Annotated in this window: 1 protein-coding gene; it reads right to left on the bottom strand. The window is 39.6% G+C overall.

Annotated elements, in window-relative coordinates; translation table 11 throughout:
- Positions 1–1,084: cobalamin-independent methionine synthase II family protein (locus ACRCJ0_RS14765; RefSeq protein ID WP_431390963.1), on the bottom strand; the 1,084-nt coding region annotated here is incomplete at its 3' end.
- Positions 1,085–1,148 lie beyond the last annotated feature (64 nt).

Genomic DNA, 1,148 nt, shown 5'->3' with positions numbered 1-1,148 from the left:
TGATTTCACCGAAACGGATTAAGCGTTCTGCGATTAATTCTGGATGCTCAACCGCATTTGTTGAATGTGATACTAAACCAGGAATGATGTATTGGCCTTCTTTTAAGCGGCCTACTTTTTCCCATACTTTCCATTCGTGCGCATGACGTGGACTTGATGCTTCAAAAGTAAATCCTGCTGCATTTACTTCTAAACATTGGTCAACGATGTACTCTAATGGAATATCTGTTGTGTGTGGTCCATGCCATGAACCCCAGCAAATATGTAATCGAACTAAAGCCGGATCGATACCTTTTAAGGCACGGTTAATAGCGTCAATCCGTAATTGTAACCATCTTTGGAAGTCTTCTACTGATGGCTCTGGGTTGATTTGGTCCCAAGCTTCAGCCAAGTCTGGCGCATCAATTTGAACGATGAAACCAGCATCTGTGATTGCTTTATATTCTTCATGTAATGCGTCTGCTAAATCATTTAATAAGGTTTCTTCATCACCATTGTAGTAGTTATCTTGTAGACGAGCAGCTGAACCTGGAGACACAGCTGCAATAAAACCTTTATCTAAGTTATTTTTAGCTAGTGAAGCTTTTAAGAAATCTACGTCACGTTGTACTTGGTCATGACCAACGTAAGTCACTTTATCAGCGAAAACTGGGTTCCCGACAGCTTTACGTTTACCTAAAACACCTGAATCTGGATCTTCATAGGCAGCTGAGAAAATTGCACGGTCACGACGGTCAGGAAATGAAGTTAATTTAATGTTTCCTGGTGTTGAACGAACTTTTTCAGGGTTTGCCCACCGGTCTTGGTCAGTCATTTCTAAACCACCTAACCGATAGAATGAGTAGTTCCACCAAGCACCAAAATCTACTGGACCAGACGTGATATGACCATATTCACCATCATTTACAATGTCGATACCAAGTTCTTTTTGTTTTGCAACAACTTGATCCACTGAATCTTGGATGATTTGATTGTATTCTTCGTCTGAAATTTCATTTTTTGCACGACGGTCATTTGCCTCTAATAATGCTTTTGGACGTGGTAATGAACCTACATGCGTGGTTAAAATTTTCTTGTTTGTCATAGCTAAAACCTCCAACTTGTTTAAATAAATTGTAACACATCTACAAAACTATTATGTCTCGATC

This window comes from Aerococcus sp. L_32 (assembly GCF_050689315.1).
This window is presented reverse-complemented; position numbering and strand designations above follow the sequence as displayed.